Below are 1,808 nucleotides of genomic sequence, written 5' to 3' on the forward strand. Positions count from 1 at the left end.
GCTTCTACCGCAAATAGAGGCAACGCTTTCGATAAGACTGTGAGCTTAATGCCCGGCGTGAAAGATGGCTCAACATCACCAAGCTGACTTGGATCGCGGCCTTTCAGGAAGTCACCGATTTTCTGTGCTGGCGCATCGTAGTTTTCGCCGCCTAGTTTGTAAGCGTTAGATTCAAGTTCACGTTGGAAACGGATACCCGCTAGAGGATCACCCGGGTAATCCACCTCAGGAGAGATACCCACAACAATCGCACTGTTTGCGTTACGCTCTGCACGAGAGTATTGGCTCATGCCGTTCGTCACTACGCGACCTTCTTCAGATGTCGCCGCAACAACAGTGCCGCCTGGACACATACAGAAGCTGTACACGGTACGACCATTTTTACAATGGTGAACCAGTTTATAATCCGCAGCACCAAGAATTGGGTGACCCGCATTTGGACCAAAACGCGCTTCGTCGATCATCGATTGCTTGTGCTCGATACGGAAGCCAACCGAGAATGGTTTCGCCTCCATGTACACACCACGCTCGTGCAACATTTCAAATGTATCACGCGCACTGTGACCAACGGCCAATACCACGTGACGAGATTTGATCTCTTCACCGTTTGACAATGTCACGCCTGTGATTTGACCATCTTCCATATGAAGATCATCAACACGAGTACTAAAGCGAATTTCACCACCTAATTCGATGATGGTCGCACGCATTTTCTCGATCATCGTTACCAGCTTAAAAGTACCGATGTGCGGTTTACTTACATATAGAATTTCTTCTGGTGCGCCAGCCTCAACAAATTCAGTGATCACTTTGCGACCGTAGAAGTTTGGATCTTTCACTTGGCTGTACAGCTTACCGTCAGAGAACGTACCCGCACCGCCCTCACCAAACTGTACGTTTGATTCTGGGTTTAGCGTGCGTTTACGCCAGAAACCGAAAGTATCTTTAGTACGTTCACGAACTTCTTTCCCACGTTCAACAATGATTGGGTTGAAACCCATTTGAGCCAACACCAAACCAGCAAACAGACCACATGGACCAAAACCGATGACGATTGGGCGCTCTGTTAGGTTCTCAGGTGCTTTCGCAACAAACTTGTATTCCATGTCTGGCGTTTGGCGAACGTGAGGATCGTTTGCGAACTTCGCTAGCAACGCGGTTTCATCGCCTTCAACGATGATGTCTAGCGTGTAAATAAGATGAATATTGGTTTTCTTACGAGCATCGTAGCCGCGTCTAAAGACGTTAAAAGAGATAACTTTCTCAGCAGGAATGCCAAGTTTTTTAGTGATCGCGTCTAATAGCGCGCCTTCCTCATGATCAAGAGGAAGCTTAATTTCATTAATACGAATCATATCGATGTCTCGTTATAGTAGGTGTCTTAGCCAAAAAACCTAACGGCCCCCAGCTCACAATGGCGCGCATTTTACGAGAAATTGAATTGTCTGTCATACTAAATCAAGGTTGGACGACGGATTTAACTTGGTGAATGTTGAATTTTGCCTTGGGATGAGTATTATCCCCCTTCTTTGATTTTGACTAACTTAAGAGCTGATTATCATGGCGTTTGTCGTAACCGATAACTGTATCCAATGTAAATACACCGACTGTGTCGCGGTGTGCCCGGCTGACGCCTTCCACGAAGGTCCAAACTTCATGGTAATCAACCCAATAGAATGTATCGACTGTGGCTTGTGTGTTGACGAGTGTGCCGCAGCGGCAATCTTCCAAGAAGACGAGCTGCCTGAAGATCAAACCATCTACAAAGAGCTCAACGCCGAACTCGCAGAAATCTGGCCGGTACAAAC

2 protein-coding genes are annotated in these 1,808 nt (G+C 47.0%); one reads left to right on the forward strand and one right to left on the reverse strand.

The window, feature by feature from the left end:
- Positions 1–1,355, reverse strand: a 1,355-nt coding sequence (locus tag R7Q46_RS24740) for an NAD(P)/FAD-dependent oxidoreductase (protein ID WP_318077869.1), incomplete at its 3' end; no start/stop codon positions are given.
- Positions 1,356–1,560: 205 nt separating this feature from the next.
- Here R7Q46_RS24740 and R7Q46_RS24745 point away from each other — a divergent pair.
- The coding region (locus R7Q46_RS24745) for a ferredoxin family protein (RefSeq protein WP_318077870.1) at positions 1,561–1,808 on the forward strand (248 nt) is incomplete at its 3' end.

Source organism: Vibrio sp. 811, assembly GCF_033339195.1.